Below are 24,647 nucleotides of genomic sequence, written 5' to 3'. Positions count from 1 at the left end.
GGATGGAAGCCTCTCATGTTCGACAAAACCTCGTTGCGTGATATGACGCCGGCGCAGTTCGCCGCCTTGCACAAACGGTCGAAAATCACGCCGGCAGAGCGGGGCGACACGGCACCGCGGGCCTCCTTCGCGCAGCGTCGGCTGTGGTTCCTCGCCCAGTTGGCCGGGGGCGGCGACGCCTATCACGTACCGTTCGGGCTGCGCCTGCACGGGGCGCTCGACCGCTCGGCGCTGAAACAGGCGCTGGACCGCCTGGTGGCGCGCCACGAGGCGTTGCGCACCACCTTTGCCGCCGAGGGGGACGAGGTGGTCCAACTGATCGCCGCGGCCGACTGCGGGTTCTCCTGGCAGGTCCACGATCTGGCCGCACAGCCTGAACCCGAGCCGCAGGTGGCGTTGCTGGCGGACGAGGAGGCGGAGGCCGCTTTCGATCTGCACAAGGGGCCGCTGTTTCGCGGGCGCCTGCTGATTCTCGGCGAGCAGGAACATGTCCTGCTGCTGACCCTGCACCACATCATCTGCGACGGCTGGTCGATGGCGGTGCTGACCCGTGAACTGGGCGAGCTGTACGAGGCCTTTCGCCAGGGACTGGACGATCCATTGCCGGCGCTGTCGTTGCAATACGCCGACTACGCCCAATGGCAGCACGGCTGGCTGGCGGAGCAGAGCCAGGCCGGCCACCACGACTACTGGCGCGACACCCTGGCCGGCGCTCCGGCCCTGCTGGAACTGCCCGGCGACCGTCCACGGCCGGCCCTGCAGCGCTACGAGGGCGGTTTCGAACCGCTGCTGCTGGATGAAAACCTTAGCCAGCAACTCAAGGCCCTGAGCCTGCGCCATGGCACCACGCTGTTCATGACCCTGCTGGCCGCCTGGGCGGTGGTCCTGGCACGCCTGTCGGGCCAGGACGACATCCTGATCGGCACCCCGGTGGCCAACCGTAACCGTCGGGAAACCGAAGGGCTGATCGGCTTTTTCGTCAACACCCTGGTTCTGCGCCTGTCCCTGGCCGGTGCGCCGACCACCGCGCAGTTGCTGGAACAGGCCCGCGCCGTGGCGCTGGGCGCCCAGGAACACCAGGAGCTGCCATTCGAACAGGTGGTGGAACGGCTCAACCCGCCGCGCAGCCAGGCCTACAGCCCCCTGTTCCAGGTGATGTTCGCCTGGGAAAACACCGAGCCGGGCACGCTGCGACTGGGCGGCCTGGACAGCCAGCCGCTACGCAGCCGCCACCAGGCGGCCAAGTTCGACCTGACCCTGGTGCTGGCCGAGCAGGACGGGCGCATCGGCGGCGGCCTGGAGTACGCCACGGCCCTGTTCGACGCGGCCACGGTCGCGCGGTTTGCCGGCCATCTGCGCCAGGTGCTCGAAGGCATGGTCGCGCAGCCGCTGCAGCCGGTCACGGCGTTGCCCCTGCTCAGTGCCGTGGAGCGTGACCGTCTGGTACGGGACTGGAATGGCCGTGAGCAGGCTTTCGACGCCCGGCGTTGCCTGCATGAGCTGTTCGAAGCCCAGGCAAGCCGCGATCCCCAGGCCATTGCCGTGCGCTGTGGCGACGACAGCCTGACGTATGGCGAACTCAATACCCGGGCCAATCGCCTGGCCCATGAGCTGCGCGCCCTTGGCGTCGGACCGGACGACCGGGTCGGGCTGTGCCTGGAGCGCACCCTGGACATGCCGCTGGCCGTCCTCGCGGTGCTCAAGGCCGGCGGGGCTTACGTGCCGCTGGACCCCGGCTATCCGCCGGCGCGGCTGCGCCACATGTTGGTCGACAGTGCGCCTTCGGTGCTATTGAGCCATGGTCCGGCCCGGCCGGCGCTGCTCGCGGCCCTCGAAGGCCTGCCAGAGCAACCGCTGTTGCTCGATCTGCAACAGGATGCGCAACGCTGGGCCTCGCACCCGCCGCAGGACCTCGCACCCCAGGCATCGGGCCTGACGCCACGCCACCTGGCCTATGTCATCTACACCTCGGGTTCCACCGGCCAGCCCAAGGGCGTGATGGTCGAACACCGTGGCCTGCTGGCGCTCAGCGCCGCCTGGGAACAGCTGTACGCCCTGCGTCCGGGCCTGCGCCACCTGCAGATGGCCGGGTTTTCTTTCGACGTGTTCAGTGCCGACCTGATCCGCGCCCTGTGTTTCGGCGGTGAGCTGGTGCTGTGTCCGCGCCAGACCCTGATGGACCCACCGGCTCTCTACCGCCTGCTGCGGGATGCGCGGATCGACTTCGCCGACTTCGTCCCGGCGGTGCTCAACCCGCTGCTGGCCTGGGCCGAGGAAAGCGGCCATGAACTGGCGTTCCTCGACACCGTGGTCTGCGGCTCGGACACCTGGAGCGCCCACAGTGCCCGCCAGTTGCGCCAGCGGTGCGGCGAGGCGGTCCGAATCGTCCATGCCTATGGCGTGACCGAAGCCAGCATCGACAGCACCTGCTTCGAACTGCCGGCCCGACCGGCGGCCGACGCCGGCCTGCCCATCGGCCGGCCGCTGGCCAACACCCGTATCTACCTGCTGGACGCCCTCGGCACACCGGTGCCGACCGGCGTTGCCGGCGAGCTGCACATCGGCGGCGTCGGTGTGGCCCGCGGCTACCTGAACCAGCCGCAACTGACGGCCGAGCGCTTCATCGACAACCCGTTCGTGGCCGGCGATCGCCTGTACCGTACCGGCGACCTGGCACGCTACCGCGCCGACGGTCAACTGGAGTTCCTCGGCCGTAACGACTCCCAGGCCAAGCTGCGCGGCCTGCGCCTGGAGTTGGGCGAGATCGAGGCGCGCCTGCTCGATGTGGCCGGGGTGCGCGACGGCGTGGTGCTGTTGCGCAACGACGCCGAGCAGCCCAGGCTGGTCGCCTACTACGTCGAAAGCGAGGCCGGGAGCACCAGCCCCGGCGCCCTGCGCGAGCAGTTGGCCCTGAGCCTGCCGGACTACATGCTGCCCGCTGCCTTCGTGCGCCTGGACAGCTTGCCGCTGACCGCCAACGGCAAGCTCGACCGTGGCGCCTTGCCGGCACCCGATGCCGCCGCTTTCGACCCGCGTCACTACGTTGCCCCGCAGGGCGAGCTGGAAACCGGCCTGGCGCGCATCTGGAGTGAAGTGCTGGGGATCGAGCGGGTAGGGCGCGACGACAGTTTCTTCGCCCTCGGCGGGCATTCGCTGCTGGTGATGCAGGTGATCGCGCGGATTCGCCGCCAGCTCGAGCGCGAAGTCGCGGCCTCGGCGCTGTTCGCCAGCCCCCAGCTGAAACAGTTCGCCCGCAGCCTGGAAAGCGCCCGGGAGGCGGTCCGGGCGCCCATCACGCGGATCGAAAGGGGCGTCGCGCAAACGTTGTCGTTTGCCCAGCAGCGCCTGTGGTTCCTCGCCCAGATGGAGGGTGGCAGCGCGGCCTACCATATGCCGCTGAACCTGAAATTGCGCGGCCCGTTGCAGGTGCCGGCGCTGGAGCGCAGCCTCAATCAGCTGGTGGCGCGGCATGAAGCCCTGCGCACCCGCTTCATCAGTGTCGAGGGCGAGCCCTGGCAGGTCATCGCCGCGCCAGGGCAGGGCCTGAAGCTCGAACGGCTGGAGGCCACTGCCGACCTCGACGGTCTGGTGGAGGCCGAAGGCGCACGAGCCTTCGACCTGGAGCAGGGGCCGCTGATCCGGGCCGGGCTGGTCCGTCTGGCCGAGGACCAGCACCTGCTGTTGCTGACCCTGCACCACATCGTCTCCGATGGCTGGTCGATGGGCGTGCTGACCCGCGAGCTCAGCCAGTTGTATGCCGCAGCGCTGGAGGATCGCGACGATCCGCTGCCGCCGCTGCCGCTGCAATATGTCGATTATTCGGCCTGGCAACGCCAGTGGCTGACCGCAGAGGTACTGGAACGCCAGGGCCGCTATTGGCGCGAAACCCTGGCCGAGGCGCCGTTGCTGCTGGAACTGCCGCTGGACCACAAGCGTCCGGCGGTACAGGACTATCGCGGCGGTGTGGTGCCGCTGGTGCTCGACGAGGCGCTGACCCGGCGCCTCAAGGACCTGAGCAGGCGCCAGGGCACGACGCTGTTCATGACCCTGCTTGCCGGCTGGGCGCTGGTGCTGTCGCGGCTGTCGGCGCAGGCCGACGTGGTGATCGGCGTGCCGTCGGCCAACCGCCCGAGCAGCGAACTGGAGGCGCTGATCGGTTTCTTCGTCAACACCCTGGCCCTGCGCCTGAAGGTGACCGGCAACCCCAGCGTCAGCCAGTGGTTGCAGCACACCCGTCAGGTCGCGCTGCAGGCCCAGGAGCACCAGGACCTGCCGTTCGAGCAGGTGGTGGAGCTGCTCAACCCGCCGCGCAGCCTGGCCTACAGTCCGCTGTTCCAGGTGCTGTTCGCCTGGGAACAGGGGCAGCAGGGTGAACCGGCCCTGCCGGGCCTTGCTGTCGAGCCGCTGGCAAGCCGCCAGCACGTCGCCAAGTTCGACCTGCAACTGGCCCTCAGTGAACGTGACGGGCAGATCGTCGGTGGCCTGGAATATGCCTCGGGGCTGTTCGAGGCGCAGACGGTCGCCGGTTTCGGCGAGTACCTGCGCCGGGTCTTGATGCAGATGGCCGCCGATAGCGAGCAGCCGGTCGCCAGCCTCGACCTGCTGACCCCCGGGCAGCGTCGGCAACTGCTCGACGAGTGGAGCCGTAGTCACACCGATCGCGTTCCGCAAGGCGGCTTCCTTGCCCGTTTCGAAGCCCAGGTGCAACGCACGCCACAGGCCGAGGCGCTGGTCCATGCAGAACAACGCTACAGCTACACCGAGCTGAATGCGGCCGCCAACCGTCTGGCACATTTCCTGCGCGGGCAGGGCGTCGGTCCCGAGGACCGTGTCGGCCTGAGCCTGGAGCGCTCGCCACAGATGGTCATCGGCCTGCTGGCGATCCTCAAGGCCGGGGCCGCCTATGTGCCGTTCGACCCGGCCTATCCGGCCGAGCGCCTGGCCTACATGTTCGCTGACGCGGCGCCGAGCCTGCTGCTGACCCACTCGAGCCTGAGGGAAACACTGCCGGCCACGGCGAGCGAACGCCCCCTGTACTGCCTGGATAGCGACCAAGCGCGCTGGGTCGGGCAATCCACCGACAATCCCGGCGTGGCGATCGGGCCGGACAACCTGGCCTATGTGCTCTACACCTCAGGTTCCAGTGGTCGCCCCAAGGGCGTCGCGCATACCCACCGGGCGCTGGACAACCTGATCGACTGGCAACTGCTCGACGCCGCCGGCCCGGCCCCGGCGCCACGGCGGGTGCTGCAGTTCGCCTCGCTGAACTTCGACGTGTCGTTCCAGGAAGTCTTCAGCACCCTGTGCCAGGGCGGCTGCCTGGTGCTGATGGACGAGGCGGGGCGCAAGGATCTCGCCACGCTGCGCCCGACCCTGGTGGCCAGTGGCGTGCAGCGGGCGTTCCTGCCGTTCGCAGTGCTGCAGCAGGTCGCCGGCCTGAGCGACGACGACACACCCGGGCCAACCGGCGGCTGTGACCTCGTGACCGCTGGCGAGGCCCTGCGGGTCAACGACGAACTGCGCCGCTTCGTCCAGGGGCTGGGCGGCGCATACCTGTACAACCAGTACGGGCCGACCGAAACCCACGTGGTCAGCCAGTTCAGCCTGGCCTGCGCCGAAGCCGCCGACTGGCCCGAGGCGCCGCCGATCGGCCGGCCGATCAACAATGCCCGGCTGTATGTGCTCGACGAGGCGCTGAACCCGGTGCCGCCCGGCGTTGTCGGCGAGTTGTACATCGCCGGCGCCTGCCTGGCGCGCGGTTACCTGAACCAGCCGGAATTGACCGCCGAGCGTTTCCTGCCCGATCCGTTCAGCCGCGAGCCGGGGGCCCGCATGTACCGCAGCGGCGACCAGGTGCGCTGGCTGGCCGACGGCAACCTGCAGTACCTGGGACGCATCGATCAGCAGGTCAAGCTGCGGGGTTTCCGTGTCGAACTGGGGGAAATCGACAGCCTGCTGCAGCAACAGCCGGGCGTACTGGAAGCGGCCGTGCTGCTGCGCGAGGATGCCCCGGGGGACAAACAGCTGGTGGCCTACATCGTTGGCCCGGCGTCGGCCGAGACGCTGCGCGAAGCCCTGCGCCGCCAGGTGCCGGAACATATGATCCCCAGTGCCTGGGTGTCCCTGGCGAATCTGCCGCTGACGCGCAACGGCAAGCTCGACCGCCGTGCGTTGCCGGCGCCGGAGCGGGTGTCCGGCAGCGCCTACGTGGCGCCCCGGGATGCCGACGAGATCCAGTTGACCGACATCTGGGGCGAGGTGCTGCGCTGCGAACGGGTCGGGATGCAGGACAACTTCTTCGAACTGGGCGGTCATTCGCTGTTGGCCACGCGCCTGGTCTATGCGATCAACCGGCGCATGGCCGCACAACTGTCCCTGAGCAGCCTGTTCAAGACCCCGACCCCGGGCGAGCTGATGGCCGCGATTCGCGCCAGCCGTGACGAGCAGATCCAGAGTGAACCGGCCTTCGCGGTGATCGAGCCGGACCTGGCCAACCGCCATGAGCCGTTCCCCCTGACCGATATCCAGCAGGCCTACTGGTTCGGCCGCGAATCCACGGTCAGCCTCGGTGGCGTCAGTGCCCACGGCTATGAGGAACTGCGCATCCGCGATTTCGACATCCCGCGCTTCGAGCGTGCGCTGAACCGGATGATCGAGCGCCACGACATGCTGCGCGCGGTTTTCCTCAGCGACGGCACCCAGCAGGTGCTGGCCCAGGTGCCGAGCTATCGCATGCCGCAGCTCGATCTGCGCGGCCTGGACCGCGAAGCCGCGCAACAGGCCCTGGACCACAACCGCCAGCGCCTGTCCCACCAGGTGCTGGACGCCAGCCACTGGCCGCTGTTCGAGTTCAGCCTGACCCTGCTCGACGATGGCATCAGCCACCTGCACATCAGTCTCGATGCGTTGATCGTCGATGCCGCCAGCAGCCAGATCCTCGCCCGCGAACTGATGGGCTTCTACCTGGAACCGCAACGGACGTTGCCGGTGCCGGGCCTGAGTTTCCGCGACTACGTGCTGGCCGAACATCGGTTGCGCAGCGGCGTGCGCTACGAACGGGCCCTGGCCTACTGGCGCGAACGGGTCACCCGCCTGGCACCGGCGCCGGACCTGCCGCTGGTGTGTCAGCCGCAGAGCATTGCCGCACCGCACTTCACTCGGCGCGACCGGCAGTTGTCGGTCGAGCACTGGAGCCGGATCAAGGAACTGGCCAGACAATTCGGCGTGACCCCTTCAGTGGTGCTGCTCACGGCCTTCTGCGAAGTGCTTGCGCTGTGGAGCCGTCAGCCGCGCTTCACCCTCAGCCTGCCGCTGTTCAACCGCCTGCCGCTGCACCCGGAGGTGGACTCGATCATCGGCGACTTCACCTCGCTGGTGCTGCTCGAAGTCGCCATCGACGGCAACCTCGGCTTTACCGACAAGGCCCGGGCGATCCAGCAGCAACTGTGGCAGGACATCGACCATGCGGTGGTCAGCGGCGTGCGTGTGCTGCGCGAGCTGTCCCAGGCCCGTGGGGCCCAGCAGACGGCGATTCCCATCGTGTTCAACAGCACCCTGTCCGAGGCGGCCACCCAACAGGCCGAGTACAACCTGGCCGATGCGCTGCAGGCGCAGAACGTGCACAGCATCACCCAGACCCCCCAGGTGTGGATCGACCATACCCTGCTGGAGCTGGAAGGGCGCCTGCTGTTCAACTGGGACAGCATCGACGAGCTGTTCCCGCAAGGCCTGGTCGAAGCGATGTTCGTCGCCTACAACGGCATCCTCGACCGCTTGCTCGAACCCGCGGCCTGGGCCGCCAGCACGCCCGGGCTGCTGCCCCAGGCCGGCCTGCCGCCAGCGCCGGCGTATCCGCAGGCATCGCCGCTGATGCATGAGCTGTTCGAGCGCCAGGCGCAGGCGACGCCGGATGCCCCGGCGCTGATCGCGCCGGGCCGGCAACTGAGCTACGGGCAGTTGCGCCACGAGGCCCGTCGGCTCGGCGCCCACTTGCAGACCCTGGGCGTGCGGCCCAACCAACTGGTCGCGGTGATGATGGAGCGCGGCTGGGAACAACTGGTGGCGACCCTGGCGATCCTGTATGCCGGCGGTGCCTACCTGCCGCTCGATCCGGCGCTGCCGGCACAACGGGTACGGCATATCCTGGAGCGCGCCGAAGCGCGCCTGCTGCTTGCGCAACCCGGCCTGAAGGCGGACAGCGACTGGTCGTCGCGGGTGGAGATCATCACCCTGAGCGAAACCATGGACATGGGCGAGTCGGCGTTGCAGGCGGTCGAGCAGAACCCCGCAGACCTGGCCTACGTCATCTACACCTCCGGTTCGACCGGCGTGCCCAAGGGCGTGGTGATCGACCACCGCGGCGCGGTGAACACCCTGCTGGACATCAACCGGCGCTTCGCCGTCAGCCCGCAGGACCGGGTGCTGGCGATCTCGTCGCTGAGCTTCGACCTGTCGGTGTACGACTTCTTCGGCACCCTGGCGGTCGGTGCGGCAGTGGTGCTGCTCGAACCGCGCCTGGCCCTCGACCCGCGGCACTGGCGTGAGCTGATCGAGCGGCATCGCGTCAGCCTGTGGAACTCGGTGCCGGCGTTGTTCGGGCTGCTGCTGGAGTCCGTCGAGCAGCAGGGCGGCCAGTTGCCGACCTGCCTGCGCCTGGCGATGCTCTCCGGCGACTGGATCGCGCTGAACCTGCCGGACCGGGCGCGGGCGCTGCAGCCGGCGATCGAAGTGATCAGCCTCGGCGGCGCGACCGAAGCCTCGATCTGGTCGATCTGCTACCCGATCGGCCAGGTCGATCCCGACTGGCGCAGCATTCCCTACGGCAAGGCCCTGGACCAGCAGAGCTTCCATGTCCTCGACGAGGCGCTGCAACCGCGGCCGACCTGGGTGCCTGGCCAGCTGTATATCGGCGGCATCGGCCTGGCGAAGGGCTACTGGCGCGACGAGAAACAGAGCGCCGCGAGTTTCTTCGCCCACCCGGCGACCGGTGCCCGGCTGTATCGCACCGGCGACCTGGGCCGCCTGCTGCCGGACGGCAACATCGAATTCCTCGGGCGCGAAGACAACCAGGTCAAGGTCCAGGGCTACCGCATCGAGCTGGGCGAGATCGAAGCCGTGCTCAACCGTCACCCCGGCGTGCAGAGCGCGGTGGTACGGATTCTCGGTGAGCAACTGGGTGAAAAACGCCTGGCAGCCTACGTGATCAAGAGCGATGCACAGTTGCAGTCCGCGGATTTCGCCCTGTATCTGGTGGACAAGCTGCCGGCCTACATGGTGCCGACGTCATTCACGTTCCTTGAAACCTGGCCACTCTCGGCCAATGGCAAGGTCGACAAGAACCGCCTGCCGCAGCCGCAGGAGGAGGCGGACGCGGGACCCTTGCTGGTTGCTGAAGGGCCCGAGGAACAACGTCTGGTGGAGATCGTCCGGCAACTGCTCAAGCGCGAGACGATTGCCGGCAACGCCAATCTGCTCAGCCTGGGCGCCACGTCCATCGATATCGTGCGGATCAGCAACGCCCTGGCCGCCGAACTGCAGTTCCGTCCGCACCTGGCGCAACTGCTGGCCCAGCCGACCCTGGCCAACCTGCTGGAACTGTACCGTCGCCACCGGGAGACCCCGCTCCCCGCCGGCCGTGTGCCACAACCGCCAGCGCTACAAGCGGAGGCGGTGATCGAGGACCCGCAACTGCGCCAGCAGTTCAAGGCCGACGAACGCGGGCGGCGACGTTTCGCCCGGCCGTTGCCGGCGGTGGCCCTGGCGCTTCCGACGGAGGCCGGCTTCGCCCAGCGTCTGCGCGACTATCGTTCGGTGCGTCGCTACGACCAGCAGCCGATTGCAACCCTGGCATTCGCCCACTGGCTGGCCGGTCTGTCGCGCGGGCAACTGGAGGGCGAGGTGAAATACCAGTTCCCCTCGGCCGGCGGTCTCTATCCGCTGCAGGCCTACCTGTACATCAAGCCGCAGCGGGTCGAAGGCGTGCCCGGTGGGGCCTTCTACTACGACCCGGTACGCCACCAGTTGCTGGCCATCGGCGAGCAATCCCGGCTCGACCCCGACACCTACGACTACTTCGTCAACCGCCCGGTCTATGAGAACGCCGCGTTTTCGCTGTTCCTCATCGCCGACATGGCGGCGATCCGTCCGCTCTATGGCGGGCGCAGCCGGGACTTCTGCCATATCGAGGCCGGCGCCATGACCCAACTGCTGACCATGACCGCCGCCAGTCACGGCCTGGGACTGTGCGGCATGGGCTCGATCGACGAACAGGCACTGCCGGCGCTGTTCGACCTGGGGCCGAGTCATCAGTTGATTTATTCGATGGTGGGCGGCCTGCGGGCCGAAGGCGAGCAGCGCAGCGTCGAGGTGGAGGCGTTCAACCGCACGCACACGGATGACGACAGCGACATGGAGGAAATTGAGCTATGAATGCCGAACAGTTGCTGGCCTTTTTCGACCGTCACGGTGTGGTGCTGGAAGCCGATGGCGACAAATTGCGTTGCAAGGCACCCAAGGGTTTTCTCACCGAAGACCTGCTGCAGGCACTCAAGCGGCACAAGCAGGCATTGCTCGGCCGGTTGACGGTCAATGACGGCCTGCGCCCGCGCGCAGTCGGCACGGCACCGTTGCCGCTGTCGTTCTCCCAGCGGCAGTTGTGGTTTCTCGACCAGTTGGAGCCGGGCAATCCGTTCTACAACATCCCCAATGCCCTGGTGCTCAAGGGGCGCCTGAACGTCAGCGTGCTGGAGCGGGCACTGAACGAACTGGTACGCCGCCACGAAGTCCTGCGCACGACCTTCGACGATCACGACGGCGAGCCGTGCCAGGTGATTCACGAGTACCGTCCGCTGGCACTGGCGGTCACCGACCTGAGCCAGCTGCCGGCCGCCGAACGCGAGTCGCTGGCACAGGCACGGGTGGCCGAGGAAGCCCGGGCTGCGTTCGACCTGGCCAATGGCCCGCTGTTGCGCACCTCGTTGCTGCGCCTGGCGGACGACGAACACCTGTGGCTGTACAACGTGCACCACATCATCGCCGATGGCTGGTCGATGGGCATCGTCCTGCGTGAAGTGGTGACCCTCTATGGTGACTACCTCAGGGGCCAGCCATCGAGCCTGGCGGCGCTGCCGGTGCAGTACGCCGACTATGCCTGCTGGCAACAGCAGCGGCTGGGCGGCGCGGCCCTGCAGGAGCAGCTCGACTACTGGCGCCGGACGCTGGCCGACGCACCACCGTTGTTGACGCTGCCCACCGATCGGCCACGGCCACGGGTGCAGCGTTATGCCGGTGCCACCGTCACCAGCTGTCTCGACAGCCGTACCCTGCGGGAACTGCAGGACCTCGCGCGGCAGACCCAGGGTTCGCTGTTCAACGTGTTGCTGGCGGCACTGGCGGTGCTGCTGTGGCGCCACAGCGGCCAGCAGGACGTGTGCATCGGTACCCCATTCGCCAACCGCGGGCAGGCCGAGATCGAGCCGCTGATCGGCCATTTCGTCAATACCCTGGTGATCCGCAACCGCTTGCAACCGCAATGGACCTTCGCCGAGCTGCTGCGCGAAGTTCGCGCCCGCATGCTGGAAGTCCACGCACACCAGGACGTGCCGTTCGAGCGGGTGGTGGAGGCGGTCAATCCCGAGCGCGATACGTCCTATTCGCCGCTGTTCCAGGTGATGCTGGTGTTGCAGAACACCCCCGGCGCGGCCGTGGACATGCCCGGGCTGAGCCTGGCGTCCTACGGTACCAGCAGTGCCACCGCCAAGTTCGACCTGGCCTTCGAGCTGGTGGAACAGACCCAGGGCCTGCAACTGGTGGTCGAATACAACACCGACCTGTTCGATGCGGGCACCGTGGAGCGGCTGAGCGGCCACTACCGGCAACTGCTCGAACAGGTCGCCGCGGACGCCAAGCAGCCGATCGGTACCTTGCACCTGTTGACCGGGGCCGAGCGCGAGCAGATCGTCGTCGACTGGAACCGCAGTGCGCCGCTGGCCCGGGAGCCGGGCTGCGTGCAACAGCTGATCGAGGCGCGGGCGGCGGCGGCAGCGGACGATTGCGCCGTGGTGTTCGAGGGCGAATCACTGAGCTACGCCGAACTCAACCGTCGCGCCAATCGCCTGGCCCATCACCTGCGCAGCCTTGGTGTCGGCCCGGACGTGCGGGTGGCGGTGTGCCTGGAGCGCTCGCTGGAACTGCCGGTGGCGATCCTCGCGGTGCTCAAGGCCGGCGGCGCCTACGTGCCGCTGGACCCGACCTATCCGGTCGGGCGCCTGGGCCATATGCTGGCCGACAGCGGACCCCGTGTCGCCCTGGTCCATAGGGCGACCCGCCCGTTGCTGCGCGAGGCCCAGGGCATGGCGCACCACGAGGTGCCGGTGCTGGATCTCGACACGGACGCGGGGCAATGGGCTGGGCAGGCGGTGGACAATCCCGATCCGCAGGTCATCGGCCTGACCCCCGAGCACCTGGCCTATGTGATCTATACCTCCGGCACCACCGGGTTGCCCAAGGGCGCAATGGTTGCCCATCGCGGGCTGAGCAACCTGTTGCTGTGGTGCCAGCAGGTCTGTGGCGACGGCCGGCAGGCGAGCATGCTGCAGAAGATTCCGTTCGGCTTCGACGCCTCGGCCTGGGAACTGCTCTGGCCCCTGGCCATGGGCGGACGCCTGGTGCTGGCCCGGCCTGGTGGCCATCTGGAACCGGACTATCTGGTCCGCACCGTACGCGAGCAGCGGGTGTCCGCGCTGGTCTTCGTACCGGCCATGCTGCAACTGTTCCTCGACGTCGACGAGCTGGGGCAGTGCCGGGACCTGCGCAACGTCTTCTGCGGTGGCGGCGAACTGACTCCGGCGATTGCCCGGCGCTTCCGGCAGGTATTGCCCGCTGCGCGCCTGCACAACGTCTACGGCCCCACCGAAACCACGGTGATCAACAGCATCTGGACCCTGCAGCCCGGTGCCGACGTGCCAGAGCGACAGTTGCCGATCGGCCGGCCGATTGCCGGCAACCGCCTGTATGTGCTCGACGAGCATGATGCGCCGGTGCCGGTCGGCGTCAGCGGCCACCTGCATATCGGTGGTGTCGGCGTGGCCCGTGGCTACCTGGGCCTGGCGGCGCTGACGGCCGAGCGTTTCATCGACAGCCCGTTCGTGCCCGGTGAGCGTTTGTACCGCAGCGGCGACCTGGCGCGCTACCGCGCCGACGGCCAGCTGGAGTTCCTTGGCCGCAACGACTTCCAGGTCAAGCTGCGCGGCGTGCGGGTGGAACTTGGCGAGATCGAGGCGCGCCTGGAGGCCTTCGCCGGCGTGCGCCGCGCCGTGGTGCTGATGGTCGGCGACGGCGCACAGCACCAGCGCCTGGTGGCCTGCTGCAGCTTCATGGCGCAGGCCCGGCCCGAGGAGACAGCGGTGCACGAGCATCTGGCGCTGACCGTGCCGGCGCAGGTCCTGCCCAGCGCCTACCTGTGGCTGGAAGAACTGCCGCTGACCGCCAACGGCAAGATCGACCGCGACGCGTTGCGGGTCATGGCCGACCAGGACCTGGCCAACCGCCAGGTCAACCTGTCGAGCCCGCGCGACCACATCGAACTGGCGCTCTACCAGATCTGGAAAGGCCTGCTGCTGGCGCCGCAGATCGGTATTCGCGACAACTTCTTCAATGTCGGCGGCACCTCGATCGCCGCGATCAAGATGGCCCATCAGGTCCGCGAGGTATTCGGCATCGAGCTGCCGATCCGCGTGGTGATCGGCCATCCGACCATCGAGGCCCTGGGCGGCTGGATCCGCTCGGGAGCGGGGCCGGCCGCGGCGCAAGGCAACCTGATCGAGTTCCGGCCGGGTGCCGGCCAGCGCAATGTGGTGTGTATTCATCCGGCGGGGGGCACGGCGTTCTGCTACCTGTCGCTGGCCAAGGTCCTCGACGAATCGGTCGGGGTGTATGGCGTGCAGTCGCCGGGGATCAACCCGGGCGAGCCCACGGAGCCTACGGTCGAAGCGATGGCCATAGCCTATCTGCGACTGATCGAACCGATGCTGGCCCAGCCGCTGATTCTCACCGGGCTGTCGTTCGGTGGGCTGGTGGCCTATGAGATGGCCCGGCGCCTGACCGAAGCGGGGTACCGCCAGGTCACCGTGGTGCTGCTCGATACCCAGGGCTCGGACAACGCCGCCTACCGCCAGCAGATGGCACCGGTGGACATGGCCGAGTTCCGCGACAAGCTGGTGCGTTTCAACGGCATGTATCCGGGCATCGACGATGCCCAGGTCGAACGTTACTTCCATATCTACAACCACAACCGCATGGCCGTGGCCGACTACGTCTGTGCCCCCAGGGCAGGGCGGGTAGTGCTGATCCAGGCCCGCGAGGGCTTCAGCCGTGCACAACTGCGTGGCCTGCGCGGTTTCTGGCGGCGTCGCGCCGGGGACGGTTACCTCGCCCGACTGGTCAATGGCGGCCACTGGGACATGCTCGAGACCGTCGAGCTGCGCCGCGTCGCCAGGGCCCTGGAACAGGAACTGCGGCGCTTCGATGTCGCCGCGCCCGCCGATTCCTTGCCGCAGGAGGCGTAATGGACAACGCTCAGCAAGCTACTACCCTGGTCCCATCGCCGACCCTGCTCGGACGCTTTGCCGAACAGGTGCGGGCAACGCCCCTGGCCCTCGCGGTGCTCGACCGGCAGACGCAACTGAACTACCACGAACTGGCCGCTGCCAGCGAACGCATCGCCCACGGGTTGCTGGCGCGGGGCGTACTGCCCGGCCAATCCCTGGCGTTGCGCATGCCGCGCTCCTGGCGCTGGCTGGCGGCAATCCTCGGCGCACTCAAGGTCGGCGCCGTGCTGGTACCGCTGGACCGTGCCAGCCCATTGGCGCGCCAGGCCCGCATGCTGGAGGACGGCGGTTGCGTCGGCCTGCTGCTGGACGAACCCAGCGCCGAACCATTGGCCAACCTGTGGCAGGCCGACGTCACGGCGCTGCTGGAACACCAGGCGCCGAGCCGGTTGGCGCTGCCCGGCGAACCGGCCGATGTGAGCTTCCTGTTCTATACCTCGGGCTCGACCGGTACACCGAAGGCGGTGGAAGTCGGCGAGCGTGGCCTGTTGCGCCTGGTGCAGCCGGATGGCTACATCGACATTCGCCCCGGCGACCGCTTTGCCTGCCTGGCCAACCCGGCCTTCGACGCGATCAGCTTCGAACTCTGGGCGCCACTGCTCAACGGTGGTGCCTGCGTCATCATCGCCGACGACGACCTGCTCGATGCCCGGCAACTGGCACAGGTGCTGGAGACGCAGCGGGTCGACAGCCTGTTCATGACTGTGTCGCTGTTCAACACCCTGGCCCAGGAGTACCCGCGTTGTTTTGCCAGCCTGCGCCAGGTCCTGATCGGCGGCGAACAGATCAGCGCCGTGGCGGTGCGCGACTGGTACCGGGCCAACCCGGACAGCGCCTGCCGGATCTTCAACGTCTACGGCCCGACCGAATGCACCACCTTCGCCCTGTGCCAACCGATTGCCCGTGATTTCATGGGTGCCTCGGTGCCGATCGGACGTGCCTTGCCCGATACCGGCCTGCGCATCCTCGATGAGCAGCAGCGCCCGGTCACGCCGGGCACGGTGGGTGAGCTGTACCTGAGCGGCAGCGGGCTCGCCCGTGGCTACCGCCACCGTCCGGAGGAAACCGCGCGCAGCTTTCTCATGCTGGCGGACGACGCTGGCCAGCCAAGGCGCCATTACCGGACTGGCGATCTGGTCCGGGAGAACGAGGCCGGCCTGGTCGAGTACATCGGCCGGGCCGACCGCCAGGTCAAGATCCGCGGTTTTCGGATCGAGCCGGGTGAAGTCGAGCAGCGCCTCCTCGAGCATCCCGGGGTCGCCCAGGCCTATGTCTGCACGCGCCGCCAGTCCGCCGAGGATCACCAGTTGCTGGCGTTCATCGTGCCGCGAGGCACCCTGGAACAGGCCGACTTCGACGCCTACCTGCGGGCGCAGTTGCCGGGCTACATGCGCCCGCACCATCTGTTCCTGCTCGACCGCCTGCCCCTGACCGCCAACGGCAAGGTCGATCGCGCCCGGTTGCTGGAACAGGACCGGCAACCCTGGCGCGCCACACCGACGGGCGAGCTGCCGGCCGCCAGTGAGCAGGGCGCGGAACTGTCCTGGCTGTTGGCTCAGGTGCGGAGCTTGCTCGGCCAGCCATGGCTTGGCGCCCAGGATGACTGGCTGGGCAGCGGCGGCGATTCGCTCAAGGCCTTGCGCCTGCGCTCGGCGATCCGCCGGCAATGGCAGGTGGAGTTGAACCTGGCGCAACTGCTGGGCGAGGACTTCGCCGCAGTGGCGGCCAGGCTGGTGACACCGCAGGTGTCCGCGGCGGCATACCCGCCGGCACCGCTGCCGAGCGCCGCCTGGCGCCTGCCGGCCACCGCCGAGCAACGTCGGTTGTGGTTGCTGCAACAGCGCGAGCCGGACTCGACGGCCTATAACGTGCCGTTGGTGCTGCGCCTGCCGGTCGGGGTCGACCCGGACGCGTTGGGTGCGGCCGTGGACCAACTGGTCGAGCGCCATGCCGCGTTGCGCACGCGTTTCGTATCCGGACCGGACGGTCTCGATCAATGGGTCGCCGAGCAGGGCACGCGCTGCCTGCGCATGCCCCCCGGACGATTTACCGAAGACAACTGGCAGGCTTTTGCCGAACTGGTGTTCGCCACCCCGTTCGACCTGGGCACGGCGACGCTGTTCCAGTCCTGGCTGCTGCCGTTCGCCGACGGTAGCGCCCGACTGTTGCTGCATCTGCATCACTGCGTGGTCGATGGGTGGTCGCTGAACCTGTTGTTCGACGACCTGCTGGCCCTCTACCAGGCCAATCGGCAGGGGCGCCACCTGCCTGAACCGCCCGCTCGCCTGACGCCGCTGGAATTCGGCCAGTGGCAGGGGCAATGGAGTGTCGCGCCGTACTATCGCCAGCAGCGCCGTGCCCTGGCGCAGTTCTACCGCGAACAGCCGCCAGCTTCGCCGGCCCTGGTCCCACAGCGCCGCGATGGCGGCGCCCAGGCCCGACAATTCCGGCAGAGGCTTGCGCCGTCGCAATCCAGGGCTCTGGAGCAGTTCTGCACGCAGCAGCGCCTGACCCGTTTCGAGGTGCTGTTCAGCGTCTTCGCCTGGAGCCTGCATGCGCTGACCGGCCTGTCACATCCGCGCATCGCCAGCCCGGTGTCCAACCGGCCGCTGGGGGAGTTCGAGGAGGCCGTGGGCATGTTCGCCAACACCGTGCTGATCCCGACCGAACTGGATGGCCGGCAGTCGCTGGAGGCACTGCTGCACGCGCAGACGGATCGGGTTCGCCAGGTCCTGGCGTTGCAGGACGTGGCCCTGGCCGATGTGGTCGAGGACCTGCGGCTGTCGGGCCAGCAGGCGCTGTTCGACTTCATGTTCGTGCTGGAAAACACCGATTTCAGCAAGCTGGACGGGCTGGGGGCCCAACTCGAATTCAGCGGTCCCGTGCAGGCCAAGTGCGCGTTGACCCTGTCCCTGGTGGACAGCCCCGACGGGTTTGCGGCCTGGTGGGAGTACCAGTGCGACCCTTTCGACCTGCAACGTATCGAGGCGGCCGCCGAGTTGTTTCGCGCCGGTCTGGATCTGTTGCTGCAGGCTCCGGACAGCCCGCTGGACCGGCTGCTGCTACCCTACCGGCACCGCCTGCCGCCGGCCAGCCTGGGCGAACGGGTACAGCCGCCGTTCGCCACCCTGGCCGACTGGTTCGAACATCAGGTGCGCTGTACCCCGGAGGCCACCGCCCTGGTGGCCGGCGAGCGGCGGGTGAGCTACCGGCGCCTGAACGAACTGGCCGATACCCTGGCGGCGACTCTCGGCGATGGCGCGAGCCTGCCAGCGTTGGACGGTGAACCGGGCCCGGTACTGCTGTTCCTCGATACCTCGGTGGAGCATATCGTCGCCCTGCTGGCCCTGGCCAAGCTCAATCTCACCGCCGTGCCGCTCGATCCGGCCTATCCGCAGGCGGTGCTGCGTCAAGTGATGAGCCAGTGCCGCGCCCATGGCCTGCTGTACAGCGACGCCACCGAAGCCGCCCTCGAACGCCTGGGCGAGCACGCCATCGCGCGGCATCGGGTGGCACTCGATGCGCCGCCGCGGCCGTTTTCCCGGACGCCGCACCAGGGCGAGCGGCCGCTGTACATGCTGTTCACCTCCGGCTCGACCGGCATTCCCAAGGGCGTCCAGGTCACGGACCGGACCCTGTGCAACCTGCTGCACTGGCAGCGCGGTGCGGGTGAGCTGGCCCCACGGGCGCGGACCCTGCAGTTCTCCATGCTGTCGTTCGATGTGTCGTTCCAGGAGATTTTCAGCACCCTGTGCGGCGGCGGCTGCTATCACCTGATCGTCCCGGCCTGGCGCCAGGATGCTCCGGCGCTGCTGGATTACCTGCTGAAGGCGGACATCGAGCGGCTGTTCATGCCCTGCGTGGCCCTGCAGCACCTGGCCGAAACCGCCGTGCGGCGGGGGATCTATCCGACGCAATTGCGCGAGGTGGTGACGGCGGGGGAACAACTGCTGTGCAACGACACCCTGCGTGAATGGTTCGCCGGCATGCCCCAGGCCAGTCTGTTCAATCATTACGGTCCGACCGAGACCCATGTGGTCTGCGCCCTGCGTCTTGCGCCAGAACCACGGGACTGGCCGTTGCGCGCGTCGATCGGCCGGGCGGTGAACAATGCCTGTCTGCTGCTGGTGGATGAACAGGACCGGCCGCTGCCCGCCGGCATGGCGGGTTACCTGCTGGTGGCGGGGCCGATGGTCGCCCGCTGCTACCTGGGGGATGCGGCGCTCAATGCCAGCCGCTTCGTCGAACTGCCCGATGATAGCGGAGCCACGCGGCTGTTCTATCGCACCGGCGATCTGGCCCGGGTCGATGCCCAGGGCTGCCTGCACTACCTGGGGCGCGACGATCAGCAGGTCAAGCTGAGCGGCCATCGCCTGGAGCTTGGCCAGATCGAGGCCGCCCTGATGCAACTGCCCGAGGTGAGCGGCGCCGTCGTCACCCTGGACGCCGACTCGGCGAAGCTGAACGCCTACCTGCAACTCGACGGGCCGCCGCCGGCACCGCAGGCGCTGGACCGGCGACTGGCCCGCGAGTTGCCGGCCCAGGTGCGCATCGATGCCTACTGGCAGGTCGGGGAGTGGCCCCGCACGCCGAGTGGCAAGGTCGACCGCAAGGCGCTCCAGGGCCTGGGGGAGCCGCTTCCACGGGAGGCGGCAGACGCATCCGCGGAACCGGCCAACCCGTTGCAGCAGCGTCTGCGCGAACTGTTCGAAGCGGTGATCGGCCGGCCGATCGGGCTCGACCAGAGCTTCTTCGAAGCCGGCGCGACCAGCCTCGGGCTGATGCGCCTGCACGCCCGCTACAACCAGGAAAGCGACCTCAAGGTGAGCATGGCCGATCTGTTCGAGCAGGTCAGCATCCGTCGCCTGGCGGCCCATCTGGCCAGCACACCGGTCGAGGCGCAGCAGCCACTGCGCGGTGGGGACAACAGCCATTCGCCGGTGGCGATCATCGGCATGGCGGTGAATGTCGCCGGTGCGCCCGACCTGGGCGCGTTCTGGTCGATGGTCCAGGCGGGCGAGTCGGGTATCGAGCTGTTCGCGGCCGAAGAGGGGCTGGTCGGCGCCCGTAGCCAACTGGCCGGGTTGTTCGACTTCGACCCCGAGTACTTCGGCATCAGCCGCCAGGAAGCACGGCTGATGGACCCGCAGCAACGCCACCTGCTGATGGCCTGTGTCCAGGCACTGGAGCACGCGGCACTGGTGCCGTCGGCGGACGGGCCGCGGATCGGACTGCTCGCCAGTTGCGGCGAAACCACCTATTTCCAGCAACTGCTGCGCCAGGCCGGCGACAGCGAGCTGCCGGACACCTTCCAGATGGCCTTGCACCACGACAAGGACTTCCTCGCGACCAAGGCCGCCTATCACCTGAACCTCGGCGGGCCGGCCATGAGCGTGCAGGCCGCCTGCGGCAGCTCGCTGATCGCCGTGCACCTGGCCTGTGCGCTGCTGCGCCAGGGCGATGCCGATGTGATGCTGGCCGCCGGGGTGCTGGTGGACCCGACGCTGACCGAGGGTTACCGCTACCGGCCGCAGCACATCTTCTCCCGGGACGGCCAGTGCCGACCTTTCAGCGATGATGCCAGCGGTACCCTCGGCGCCAGTGGCTACGGGGTGGTGGTGCTCAAGCCGCTGGCCCGGGCACAACGCGATGGCGACCGGATCTACGGGGTCATCGAAGCCTCGGCGCTGAACAACGACGGCCATGCCAAGATGAGCTATACCGCACCGTCGGTGGCCGGCCAGAGCGCAGTGATCCGCGAGGCGCTGGACAAGGCTGGCCTGCGCGGTGCCGACATCGGTTATGTCGAGGCCCATGGCACCGGCACGCTGCTGGGGGATCCGATCGAGGTGGCGGCGCTGGGCAAGGCCTTCGGCACGGCCCCGGCGGACAGTTGCGCACTGGCCTCGGTGAAGAGCCAGATCGGTCACCTGGGGGCGGCGGCCGGGGTGGTCGGGTTGATTCGTGCGACCCTGGCGGTGTATCACGCGGTGGTGCCGGCGAACCTGGGCTTCAATCGGCTCAACCCGCAGATCGATCTGCAAGGCACGCCGTTCTACATCCCGACCCAACCGCGCGCCTGGCCGCCAGGGCGCCGGCGCGTGGCCGGGGTGAGCAGCTTCGGCATCGGCGGCACCAATGCCCATGCGCTCGTCGCCGCCAGCCCCACGCCCGAGCCGGTTTCGGCAGCGGGCGCGGCCTGCCTGCTGCTCAGCGCCCACAGCCGCAGTGCACTGTTGCGCAACATGGCGGCGATCAAGGCCTATCGGGAGGCGTTCCCACAGCGGCATGAGGCGCTGCTGCGTTTCCTGCAAGCGGGTCGCCGCCAGCAGCGCTGGCGTTATGGCGTGTGCCTGGCGGCCGGGGAGACCTGGCAGGTGGACGAGGCACTGATCCGCGAAGTGCCGCCGTCGACCCGCACCTGGTCGGTCGGGGATGCAGAACCGCAGGCCATCCTCCGGGCCTGGTACGACGGTACGCGGCTCACCTGGCCGACGCGCTCGGCCCCTCCGCCATGGGACCTGCCGCCGTCGGCATTCGATCTCGAGCCGTGCCGGTTCCAGCCGGCGGCCGCGTTGCCGGCGGTGCCGCTCGACAGCGCAGCGCAATCGACTCGCAATGCCTTGCCGGACTGGTTCCACCAACGCCAATGGGTACGCCTGCGCCGATTGGGCAGCGGCAGCCCCCACGAACGTCGCGGCACCCTGGTGGTATGTGCCAACGAGGCACTGGACGGCGGCCTGCTGGACGCCTTGGGCCGCGTCTATCGACGGGTGGTCCAGGTCCGCGCCGGCAACGGCCTGCGGCGCCTGGCTGCCGATCGTTTCGAACTGGATCCGGGTGATTCCCAGGCACTGACGGCGCTGTTGGCCGAACTGATCGCGGCGCAGGTGGAGGAGTTGGACTGGCTGCACGCGTTGCCGCTGTCGGTCGGTGGCGCGGTGAACGAGCAGAGCCTGGCCGCTGCGCAATGGGCCTGCCTCGATACGCCGAGCGCCTTGCTCCAGGCCTGGGGCGAGGTCTCGGGGGCGCTGAAGCTGCGGCTCTGGTTGCTGTCCTGGCAGGCCTGTGCAGTCAACGGCGAGGTGCGGCGTCCGGAGCTGGGCGCCCTGGCCGGGGTCTGTGAGGTGGCGCCGCAGGAGTATCCGCTGCGGGTTCACTGGCTGGACCTGCCGGGTTCGCAGTGGGCGGACCAGGCCGGCAGCCTGGCGGCACTGCTGGGCGACTCGGCGGCATTGCCACGGCGTCTGGCGATTCGCGGCGACTACCTGTGGCAGCCACGCCTGATTGCCAGCCCGGCACCGGCGTCCCTGCCGGCCTCGCCCTTGTTGCCGGCAACCGGCACCTTCCTGGTGCTGGGGGGTAACGGCGGCATCGGCAGCAGCCTGTGCGAGCACCTGCTGCAGGCGCCGGGACGGCGGGTGATCGTGCTTTCCCGTCGCGGCGAGCGGCCGCAGAATCTGCGCGACTACGGCGATCGGGTCGAGGTCGTGCAGGCCGATATTGCCGATCTGGCGCGCTGGCCGAGTGTCGTCGAGCAGTTGGCGCGGCGTTACGGCGAACTGGTCGGCGTCATTCACGCCGCGGGCATCGGTGCCGGCAGCCTGATTCGCCATCGCGATGCCCGGCAGATGGACAGCGCCATGGCCGCCAAGACCCTCGGCATGCTGGCGGTGGAAATGCTGATCACACGGTTGTCGCCGGGGTTCGTGCTGTACTGCTCGTCGATGTCGGCGCTGCTCGGCGGTGCCGGGCACCTGGACTATGCCGCTGCCAGCGGGGTCATGGACGGTTTTGCCCATTACCAGCCGGAGGCGGCCAGTCGTTGCGTACGGCTGGGCATCAACTGGGATATCTGGCGCGAACGCGGCATGGCCACCGCCGTGAGTGCCGGTGACGAGGCTCACCAGCGCCACCTGGCGGTCGGTTTGTCCGTCGAGGAGGGGGCAAAGGTGTTCGACCTTGCGCTGGCCCTGCAACTGCCGCAGTGCCTGATCTCGACCACTGCGATCGAGGCGTCGCGCGGGTTCTACCCGCGGCGGCACACTGCGCGGGTGTCCGAGGCCGCAGCCCTCTGCGTCGAACGCGGGCCGGACCCGGCGGCACATCTGGGCGAGTGCCTGTGCCAGTGGCTGGGGGTCGACACCCTGGACGACGAGGACTCGCTGTATGAACTGGGCGCCGACTCGTTGACCCTGCTCGACCTGATCGACGAGGTGCAGTCGCGGCTGGGCATCGGCCTGCAACTGTCGCAATTGAGCCACAAGGTCAGCCTGCGGGAAATTCTCACGCTGATCGAGGGCAGTGGCGCCAGGACGGCTGTCGTCGATTGGGCCCAGGCGGTGCAACTGGATGTCTGGAACAGTGGCAACGGCCGCGACTGGCTATGCCTGGTGCACCCGGTGGGGGGCGATGTCCAGGCCTATCGCGAGATGGCGGCGGCCTTGCCCGAGGCGCTGGGGGTCTGCGTGATCGCCGATCCGCTGCTGCAGCATCCGCAGTTGCCGCCGATCGCGATCGAGCAGCGCGCCGCACGTTACCTGGAGGCGCTGCAGAGCCGTTTCCCTCGGCAGTCCTGCCACTGGCGGCTGGCGGGCTGGTCGTTCGGCGCCTGGGTCGCCCAGGCCATGTGCGCGCAGGCGCAAGCCATGGGCCTGGAACAACCGCTGCTGTACCTGATCGACCCGCCGGCGCCGGATGCCGGTGCCGAGCTGGCAGGGATGGACGAGGGGCATATCGAGCAGGTGTTCCAACGCGAGTTCGTCCAGCGCTGGCCCCAGGCGAGCGGGCAGGGGCTGTCCGAGGAAATGCGCGGCTACCTGCAACGCCTCACCGCCTGCTGCAAACACAACATGGCGAGCATGGCCGCCTTCACACCACCGGTTCTGCCGAACACCCAGGCCCGGTTGCTGGTCGCCACCCAGGCCAACCCCTATGGTGTCGGTCGCGCCTGGCCGGCCGACCAGCTCAAGGCGGCCTGGCAGGCGCTGCTGCCGCGGCTGTGCGACTGGCAAGCGCTGGATACCGACCATTACGGCATCGTCGCCGGTCACTGGGCACGGCTGATTGGCGAAACGATCGGCCAGGGAGGCGAACATGCGGCATGAGCGCAACGCGGACTGGCTGCAGGCGTTGATACCGGTGCTGCTGGCCGGGCAGGCCAAGGACTGGGCACTGCGCTGGAGCAACGAGTTGCAGGCGGCCCTGGCCGGGTTTGGCGAACCGCCGCCGTTTCGCCTGTTGCACGCCTGGCAGGCCGAGACGGTGTTGCCGGTGTTGCTCGAGGCCGACGTCGAGGGCACCAGCGTGGCGCAGCTGAATGTCCTGCGGCAATTGCATCGGCGTGCGGCCCTGGGCCTCAACGGCCGGCGGGGCGAGTGGCTGGCGGCCCTCAAGCCGGTATTGCCGGCGCTGTACCGGCGAGCCTTTCCCTATGCCACCGGCTATGCCCGGGCCCATGAGATCGCCATGGTCTACGCCAGCGCGCCGGCCAATACGGCAATGATCGCCGAGCACTTCGGCGATGCCCAGGCCTACGCGGACTACTACGCCCAGCTCAGCACCGATGCCAACGCCGCCGCGTTTGCCGATGCCAACAGCCGGGCCTACGCACGAATCGCCGCCGCGGCCTATGCCGACAACGATGCCCAGGCCTACGCCGGCATCTGTGCCGGGGCCACGCGGATCTGCGCGCTGGTGCGCGCCGGTAGCGGTGAGCGGCAAGCCGATGCCGGACGACAGGTATTCAGGCACCTGGCAGAAGGCTTGAGCCGCTGCCTGATCGAGGCGGCTCCGGCCGCACGGGGTTATTTCTCTGGAGAGCAGCATGAACAATGAAACGGAAATGTTCGACGTGGTGATCAATCATCAGGGCCAGTACTCCATCTGGCCCCAGGGCAAGGACATGGCCATCGGCTGGGTGGCTGTCGGGGCCCGGGGCGAGCGTCAGGCCTGCCTGGACTATATCGCCGAGCACTGGACCGACATGCGCCCGCGCTCCCTGCGTCAGGCCAGGGACTGAAGGCGGCCTGACCGGGCAGA

At 68.5% G+C, this 24,647-nt stretch carries 5 protein-coding genes; all 5 read left to right on the top strand.

Translation table 11 applies throughout. The features are described 5' to 3' along the window. The first annotated feature begins 15 nt into the window (after positions 1-15). The 5 genes from ACMGT0_RS16495 to ACMGT0_RS16475 are packed head-to-tail and all read left to right on the top strand — an operon-like array spanning position 16 to position 24,627. On the top strand, positions 16-10,428 hold the full coding sequence (locus tag ACMGT0_RS16495) for an amino acid adenylation domain-containing protein (protein WP_416769000.1): 10,413 nt from the start codon (positions 16-18) through the stop codon (positions 10,426-10,428). Beyond that, entirely contained in the window at positions 10,425-14,564 is a 4,140-nt protein-coding gene (locus ACMGT0_RS16490) for a non-ribosomal peptide synthetase (RefSeq protein ID WP_054063301.1), read from the top strand. Before ACMGT0_RS16495 ends, ACMGT0_RS16490 begins: the two co-directional genes overlap by 4 nt. Then, positions 14,564-23,713 carry an amino acid adenylation domain-containing protein gene (locus ACMGT0_RS16485; protein ID WP_416768999.1) on the top strand — a complete coding sequence of 3,050 codons (9,150 nt, stop codon included), beginning with the start codon at positions 14,564-14,566 and terminating at the stop codon, positions 23,711-23,713. Before ACMGT0_RS16490 ends, ACMGT0_RS16485 begins: the two co-directional genes overlap by 1 nt. Continuing rightward, complete coding sequence (locus tag ACMGT0_RS16480; protein WP_054063303.1) at positions 23,703-24,443, top strand: hypothetical protein; 741 nt, start codon at positions 23,703-23,705, stop codon at positions 24,441-24,443. Before ACMGT0_RS16485 ends, ACMGT0_RS16480 begins: the two co-directional genes overlap by 11 nt. Next, a complete protein-coding gene (locus tag ACMGT0_RS16475; protein WP_054059243.1) occupies positions 24,433-24,627 on the top strand; it encodes an MbtH family protein in 195 nt (64 codons plus the stop codon). Before ACMGT0_RS16480 ends, ACMGT0_RS16475 begins: the two co-directional genes overlap by 11 nt. Positions 24,628-24,647 lie beyond the last annotated feature (20 nt).

The sequence above is a fragment of the Pseudomonas sp. RHF3.3-3 genome (genome assembly GCF_048069595.1).
Lineage (GTDB): Bacteria > Pseudomonadota > Gammaproteobacteria > Pseudomonadales > Pseudomonadaceae > Aquipseudomonas > Aquipseudomonas fuscovaginae_B.
The sequence above is the reverse complement of the archived record's forward strand: the minus strand, read 5'-3'. Positions and strand labels throughout refer to the sequence as shown.

Coding starts and splice junctions, on each gene's coding strand:
- ACMGT0_RS16495 (WP_416769000.1), top strand. CDS start 16: ATGTTCGACAAAACCTCGTTGCGTGATATGACGCCGGCGCAGTTCGCC.
- ACMGT0_RS16490 (WP_054063301.1), top strand. CDS start 10,425: ATGAATGCCGAACAGTTGCTGGCCTTTTTCGACCGTCACGGTGTGGTG.
- ACMGT0_RS16485 (WP_416768999.1), top strand. CDS start 14,564: ATGGACAACGCTCAGCAAGCTACTACCCTGGTCCCATCGCCGACCCTG.
- ACMGT0_RS16480 (WP_054063303.1), top strand. CDS start 23,703: ATGCGGCATGAGCGCAACGCGGACTGGCTGCAGGCGTTGATACCGGTG.
- ACMGT0_RS16475 (WP_054059243.1), top strand. CDS start 24,433: ATGAACAATGAAACGGAAATGTTCGACGTGGTGATCAATCATCAGGGC.